Consider the following 7736-nt stretch of genomic DNA (forward strand, 5'->3'; position numbering starts at 1 on the left):
TTGTTCTGCTGTGAGTGTTGCCGTATTGGTGTTTTCGGTGTTCGTCATGGTGTTCGGTTTCTTCACCATGATTTTCTTTTTATTGCTGTTGCAGGATGCAAATACGAATGATGTTGCAAGGGCTGCTATGAAGATTATATTTTTCATTGTCTTGAATTTTATTTGTTGATTAAGAAATTAATGTTGATGATGCTTTGATTGAGTTGATTAACCGATAGCAGGTAACCTAACTGCACATCGGTAGCCGTTTGTAATGCCTGCAAATATTCAATGTAACCAATATCGCCACTTTTGAAACCAAGCTTTGCCGTGCTTATTATTGTTTCGGCATTGGGCAAAGCCGTTGTTTTGTAATAGTTGTATTGCGACAAATTTTGATTGTATTGTGCAAACGCATTTTGCAGTTGGGTTAGTAAAATCAATTTTCCGTTTTCGGCTTCTTTTTGCAATCCCTGTTGTTTATATTCAAGCGATTTTATTTTTGAAGCATTGCTGAAAAAAGTAAGCGGAACACTAATGCCCACGTTCAAGCCCTGAAAGCGTTTGCTACCGTCAAAGAATACATCTGAACGGTTTACGGTTTGTGTACCTATTAACGATTGATTGAAATAGCCAACATTAAAATCAGGCAGCGTTGAAGCAGTTTCTACTTTTTGTTTTTCTCCGCAATTACTACTTGCTGATACAATACCTTTAACGATGGATTATTAGCTATAAGTGTTGTGTCGAACGAACTGCTTAATGAAAGTGGCTGAAAATTTCCGCTATCTTCAATCGTAAACTCTTCACTGCTGTTGAGTAATGCTTTCAATGATTGGTATGCATTCAGCAAATCAGTTTCGTTTTGTTTGAGTAAAAGCGAAAGTTGTCCCCGCTTGGTTTCGGCTGTGGTTTTTTCCAACAAATTGGTTTCACCTGTTTTGTATCGCAAAGCAGCAGCACTTACAAAGTCATTGTACAAACTATCTAAAGACTGCAACTGCTTTTTAGCATTTTGTAAATATTGCAACTGATAAAACCAGTATTGCACCTGTGCTTTTATCTCGTTTGCAGATGCTTGCTGCTTCAATTCGCTACTTTGCAATTCGGCTTTGTATATATTGGATTTTGCAGAGTAATAAGTCGGGAACGGAATGGATTGGTTGATTTGAAAAGCCTTGTCTTGATTGATGCTGTTGTATTGTCCGAACTGAAAATTGATATTTGTTTTAGGCAGTTCAAACACCGATTTTTTCAAAGCGGTAGATGATTGCACATTGAATTGTTGCGACTGCATTTCCAAATTGTTTTTCAATGCCACTGAAACTGCATCTTCAACTGACAAGGGTTTTACAGGTGTTTGAGCATTTGTATTTTGAAATAAGAAAATTAAAAACACAATAACAATAGGCGTTCCCTTTGCTTTAATTTTCCTGAGAGGAGTTGAGAAAATCAGGTAGAGCAATGGCAAAACAAACAAGGTTAAAAATGTTGCTGAAAGCAAACCGCCTATTACAACTGTTGCCAAAGGTTTCTGCACTTCTGCCCCTGCACCGTATGAAAGTGCCATTGGTAAAAAATCCTAATGAGGCAACCGTTGCTGTCATTAAGACTGGTCGCAAACGAATTTTTGTTCCTTCCTTTATTCGTGCCAAAATATCTTTCATACCGTCTTTTTCTAATTGATTAAATGTTCCAATTAGCACAATACCGTTTAGCACTGCTACACCGAACAATGCAATAAAACCTATACCTGCCGAAATGCTGAAAGGCATATCACGAATGAGCAAAGCAAATACTCCACCGATTGCACTCATAGGAATGGCGGTATAAATAAGTGTTGCTTGTTTTACTGAACTAAAGGTGAAATAGAGTAACATAAAAATGAGTGCTAATGCCACAGGCAAAGCAATCATCAAGCGTTTACTTGCAGCTTGCAAATTTTCAAATGTTCCTCCGTAAGTATAATAATATCCTTCGGGCAACTTCACATTTTCGCTAAGTTGTTTTTGAATATCCTTTACCACACTTGCCACATCTCTGCCTTTGATGTTGAACCCAACAACTATTCTTCGTTTGCCATCTTCACGACTAATTTGTGCAGGACCCAATTCCATTTTTATTTCCGCAACTTGTGAAAGGGGAATTTGTGTTCCGTTTGCAGTAGGAATATATAAATGACTTACATCTTCAATATTATTACGATGTGTGCTGTCAAGGCGAACTACTAAGTCAAATTTGCGTTCGTTTTCAAAAACAACTCCTGCACTACCACCTGCAAATGATGTAGAAACAATGTGGTTAATATCTTCAATGTTCAAACCGTAGTTTGCAATTTGCGAACGGTTGTATTTGATAACGATTTGCGGAAGCCCAGCAACCCTTTCAACGCTTGGTTCTGTTGCACCGTCCACACTTTGCACTATTGCGTTTACCTTATTGGCATAGCTTAAAAGTGTGTCCATATTTTCACCGAATATTTTAATTGCAACATCTTGGCGAATACCTGTCATAAGTTCGTTGAAACGCATTTGAATAGGTTGGTTTTTTCAAAGAAAACACCTGGGATTTGGCTTAATTTTTCTTCAAATTCTTCGGCTAATTCATCGTAAGAAACATCACGCTTCCATTCGCTTTGTGGTTTCAGAATTATCATCATGTCTGTTGCTTCGGGTGGCATTGGGTCGGTGGGAACTTCGGCTGCTCCTGTTTTTCCAACTACCATTTTTACCTCATCAAATTCTTTGATTAGTCGTGATGCTTGCATAGAAGTTTCCAAACTTTGAGAAAGTGAAGTGCCTTGCGGTAAAATGCAGTGAAAAGCAAAATCGCCTTCCTGCAAGGTTGGAATAAACTCGCCACCCATTTTTGAAAAGATAAAAACCGAAAGGACAAAAACAGCAACCGTTGCTGTTACAATTATTTTCTTAAATCGGATTGCCTTTTCCAAAAGCGGTGCATAGATGCGATGGAAAAATTCATCATCTTATCGCTAATGTTTCTTTGTGTGAGACATTTTTTGAAAGAAATGCAGCACACATCATTGGGATATAAGTCAGCGATAAAATCAAAGCTCCGAAAATGGCGAAACCAACGGTTTGAGCCATCGGGCGAAACATTTTGCCTTCAATACCAATCAGAGTAAGTATAGGAATATAAACAATCAGAATAATGATTTCGCCAAAGGCAGCACTGCTTCTGATTTTGGAGGCAGATTTAAAACTTCTTCGTCCATTTCACTTTGTGAAAGTCTGCCGATGGTTTTTCGTAAACCTAAATGGTGCATGGTGGCTTCAACAATAATTACAGCACCGTCCACAATTAAACCAAAGTCAATTGCACCTAAACTCATCAGGTTTGCACTCACGCCAAACACATTCATTAAGCCCAATGCAAACAACATTGATAAAGGAATGGCAGAAGCTACAATCAGCCCAGCACGAAAATTTCCAAGGAATAAAACCAAAACGAAGATTACTATTAATGCTCCTTCAATCAGATTTTTTCTCAACTGTGCTGATAGCACGGTTTACCAAATCTGTTCTGTCTAAGTAGGGTTCAATTACAACATCATTTGGCAATGATTTTTGAATGGTTTGCATTTTCTCTTTAATGCGACTTACCACATCAGCACTATTTGCACCTTTCAGCATCATTACTACTCCACCAACGGCATCTACTTCACCGTTGTAGGTCATTGCACCATATCGCACGGCACTACCTAAATGCACTTCGGCAACATCTTTTATGAGAATAGGAATACCGTTGGGATTTGTTTTTACAACAATGTTTTTAATGTCGTCAAACGAACCAATTAAACCAACTCCACGAATAAAATAGGCATTTGGCTTTTGTCAATGTATGCCCCGCCTGTATTTTCGTTGTTCTTTTCTAAGGCGGTAAAAATTTCGGGAATAGTAATTCCCATTGCAATAAGTCTGTCAGGATTTACCGCAACTTCATATTGTTTGAGTTGTCCGCCAAAACTATTCACCTCTGCAATGCCGGGTGTTCCATAAAGTTGACGGGCAACAATCCAGTCTTGCATAGTCCGCAAGTCCATAGCCTGTATTTGCTTTCGCTCCCTTTTTGGGGTGAATGATGTATTGATACACTTCTCCCAAACCTGTGCTAACAGGAGCTAATTCGGGCGTGCCAACACTCTTTGGAATTTTGCTTTCGGCTTTTTTAACCTTTCGTTAATCAGTTGTCGGGCAAAATAGATGTCCACTTTGTCGGCAAATACAACTGTAATTACCGAAAGTCCGAAACGGAAATGCTTCGCAATTCTTCCAAATCAGGAAGGTTGGCAATGCTTTGCTCAATAGGTAAGTTACCAACTGTTCAACCTCTTGTCCTGCAAGGGTGGGGCAAACCGTAATAATTTGCACCTGATTGTTGGTGATGTCGGGAACTGCATCTATGGACAGTTTAGTTGCACTCCACACCCCCCAAACAATGAGTGCAAGTGTCATCAATGCGATGATGAATTTATTTTTATGCTGAACGCAATTATTTTGTCTAACATTATTTTAATCAGTTTAATGAATGAATACACGATTACTTGCGGTGCGTTAGCACCGTAAGTAGTTTTGTTTTGTTCCGCATTAGCGGAACATCAGAAATTCATTAACTGAGTTTGGCGGTTGCCAGATAGACAAATACACCTCTGAAATAAAAGAAGCGTTGTAAATAGGAATGTCTTGTTTTACAACAGGTGTCGGGTTGTATAAAGCAGTTGGGTAAAAATATTGGTTATCGATTGTCCGCAGCAAGCACACATACAAAAAGGTGAGCAATTCTCTGTATCGCTGTCGTGGTCTGAATGGTCAGTCGTAGCGAAAGTTGATTGGTCTGCACTCGGATAATTACAGTCCTCCATGTCGCTGCATGGCATAACCGCCAAAGCAAGAAGGTAAAAACTGAATATGAGGGTAAAGAGTTTCACGGTGCAAATGTAAGGATTTTTGGGAAACTTACGATTTTCATCCTTATTTGTTGAGCGATGGCAGAATTTTTTGGCTCGTGTTTTTTGTATGTGGGGTAGGGTTTAGCTCTTTTGCAGGTGGTGAAGCAAGTTTTTAAAATGCGTAATTTTTCCTACGCATTTTAAAACTAACCTGCAAATGTGCTAAATGAAGCGAGGGACAAAAACCGTGACAAAAAATTGTGGGTCGGCTTGTTTTTTTTTTTCTTTTAAGTGCGGTGGGGCAAAAATTAAATCTTTCTTTGTAGGGTTTGAGTGTCGCCTGTTTTTCTGTCTGCTCGAAATATTGTTAACTGGTCTGTCCCGTTAATTTTCTCCGTCATTGTCAAGGTAGTACGGTCGTTTTTACCATTGGCGGTAACGTTTTGCGGCTTGGCGAAGGTGGTGATTTTCACCACAAATGTTGATGCGGAGAACTGAACTTTCTGTAACCACAAATGTGTCTGCGGAGCACTGAACCGCCACTTTTGCCAAACCGCTGTTAGGTGCTGGCGTTCTGTCTGTCGTTGCTCTGTTGTCCATTATTTGCTGTGTCTTGGTGCGTTGGCTTGGTGGCTCTTTTGGATTTTTTTGCGTTGGTCTGTGCGTTGGAAAAAAATACAAATGTGCCACCAAAAGGGTAGTGATTTATGGTCTGTTAATTATTTTACCTGTTGACAAAGCTTTGTCTGGAGACCACCAAATGCTATTTAAATGACCCTTTACTTTGTTAAAAAGGTCAATTATTAAGTCTTCTTGAATGATATGAGGTTTTATACCTCGTTTCCTTGAATCCAAGCGTTCTGAAACACTTGCCTTACATAGAATATAAATTTCATTTATGTCACTTAGTTCAGGTTGCTCATCTTTTAGTTTCATATATTCTGAAGCCACAATGTATAAACAGTATGGCATTGCACTTTTTAATCTCCTTGCAGTTCCTGAACATGAATCCAACATGTTTCTTTCAATATACGTCTTGCATTCTATCGCTAATACAGGAACAATGATGTCTTCCTTAATTTCATTCGCTCCATCTGCTTTTATTTTCAATTCTAAATTTACTCCAATTACAAAATCTTGGTCTTTAGAATGAATATAAGGATTTGGCTTTATAAAATTTCACGAAATGAAGAAGGTGAGAATGTTAAGTCAATATAGCTGTTGGCTTTACCTAAGAGTAAATTAGATGGTAAACTTGGAAGAAGTTCACCAATTAAGTCCGAAAACAAATGACAAAATAATTCTTCAAGCATTGATGACCTGAGATTTTCTTGACCTGAATTTTTGCGGTTTTCGATTGTATACAAAACTGACTCACGATAAGAATTGAACTCACTAACAAATTTGCTAATAGATTTGTCGTCTGTAATTTGAAAAGTTGAAATATTTTTAATGAATTTCAAATACGATTCGTATATAAATTTTACTTCTTTGTCTGTGCTGGACTTGCTTTTAAGAAGATTACCATGGTTATAATGATTTCTAGTTGCCATTTTCCTTATTTTATTAGTTTGCCCTTTTTTAATCTCTTACTCAAAAGAACTGGTGCCTCAATGGCAGTTTCAAGGAAATGCAAAACTTCTTTGAGGTGATTGAACATTAAATTAGCGTCAATAGGATTAAGTTTAGTTGAATCTCTTCTAACCTCACTTCTTTTTGTTTTTCTCGTAATTACTATTTCGTCAATAGCAGAAGCTGCATAGTTTTGTTTTTCATAAGCAAAGTCTGCCAATTCAGAAATTAGGTAATATTTACATAATGGAAAAGTTCTTTCAGTCTTTGAACTGAATATTCAACTCCTCCAATCATATTCTTGTCAAGATTTGTTTTACTTCAATTGCTATTAGTGCAATATTAAAATCGTTTAGCTTTTCTTTATTGACGGAAAATGAGCATGGTTTTAGTATTGCAACATCTACCCTTTTAGATTTGAAATTTATTGCAGATGTGGAATAAGGAAGAAAGGATAAATCAACAACTCAAGTCCTTTTGTGTTTCTATAATAAATTCCTTATGTTGTCTAATTACAAACTTGTCGTATAGCAGATATAGAAACTCCGGAAGCAAAGAAGAAAGAAAGTCTGATTGATGACTAAATATTCTGAATTTATCAGTTTTAATTTCTGCATAATATATTTCAAAATGATTCAAAGCTTCGATAATCCATTTTTTGGGGTCTTTAACTTTATCAAGCTTCCTTAACTGCTTGATAATACTTTAAATAATGCGTAACAATTTCTTTAGTAAGAATTACACTCTTACCCTTGCTAGTGTTTTCATTTAAAGCTTTTGTCTTTAAGTTGCTACAGTGAGGTAACTTTATCAATAACGACAATTTTTGAATTAATGCATCTAATTCCATTCTTATTCTATTTTAAAGCTACTTTTAATATTGCTTTGCCAATAGCCTCTGCAAGCAATGGTGGAACTGCATTACCAATTTGGTTGTATTGAGAAAGACCAATTTCATCTTCTCTTTTCTCTCTAATTAAAAGTGTTTTACTCATTAATGTTCTCGGCCCAGTAAAATAAATGTATCAGGAAACGATTGATCTAGCACCACTCCTAGCTGTCAAGTTTCGGTCCAAGTTTTGGGGTGAACGAATGTTGATTGAAAAGAGTTGTAACACACTGTGAAATATTTTTAGGGTCTAACTTTGATTGTTCATTTTGAACCTAGGTTTTTCATCCAATTTTGATCCATTTCTTTGCCTTTGTCCATGTTCTGTTGGGACATCAAGCAATGAGCCACCTTGGGGAATATGTTTAAATCGTTCTATAAGCCTTT

Annotated in this window: 6 protein-coding genes and 1 pseudogene; all 7 read right to left on the reverse strand. The window is 37.2% G+C overall.

Translation table 11 applies throughout. The annotated features are described in order from the left end of the window. Positions 1 to 158: 158 nt before the first annotated feature. A pseudogene (locus IPM34_14900) lies at positions 159 to 4507 on the reverse strand (CusA/CzcA family heavy metal efflux RND transporter). Between the two features lie 180 nt (positions 4508 to 4687). Then, positions 4688 to 4927, reverse strand: a complete 240-nt coding sequence (locus tag IPM34_14905; protein MBK8956821.1) for a hypothetical protein — start codon at positions 4925 to 4927, stop codon at positions 4688 to 4690. A 384-nt stretch (positions 4928 to 5311) separates the two neighbouring features. Next, positions 5312 to 5578, reverse strand: a complete 267-nt coding sequence (locus IPM34_14910; protein ID MBK8956822.1) for a hypothetical protein — start codon at positions 5576 to 5578, stop codon at positions 5312 to 5314. 15 nt (positions 5579 to 5593) lie between these two features. Beyond that, positions 5594 to 6061, reverse strand: a complete 468-nt coding sequence (locus IPM34_14915; GenBank protein ID MBK8956823.1) for a Bpu10I family restriction endonuclease — start codon at positions 6059 to 6061, stop codon at positions 5594 to 5596. Next, the gene (locus tag IPM34_14920; GenBank protein MBK8956824.1) at positions 6058 to 6441 is read right to left on the reverse strand and encodes a hypothetical protein; all 384 of its coding nucleotides are present in this window, start codon (positions 6439 to 6441) and stop codon (positions 6058 to 6060) included. The genes IPM34_14915 and IPM34_14920 overlap by 4 nt, the downstream gene beginning before the upstream one ends. Positions 6442 to 6446: 5 nt before the next feature. Next, on the reverse strand, positions 6447 to 6680 hold the full coding sequence (locus tag IPM34_14925) for a hypothetical protein (protein ID MBK8956825.1): 234 nt from the start codon (positions 6678 to 6680) through the stop codon (positions 6447 to 6449). Positions 6681 to 7317: 637 nt separating this feature from the next. Beyond that, entirely contained in the window at positions 7318 to 7455 is a 138-nt protein-coding gene (locus IPM34_14930; protein MBK8956826.1) for a DNA cytosine methyltransferase, read from the reverse strand. Positions 7456 to 7736: the final 281 nt, after the last annotated feature.

The sequence above is a fragment of the Saprospiraceae bacterium genome (genome assembly GCA_016716185.1).
In the GTDB taxonomy this organism is placed as follows: Bacteria; Bacteroidota; Bacteroidia; order Chitinophagales; family Saprospiraceae; genus Vicinibacter.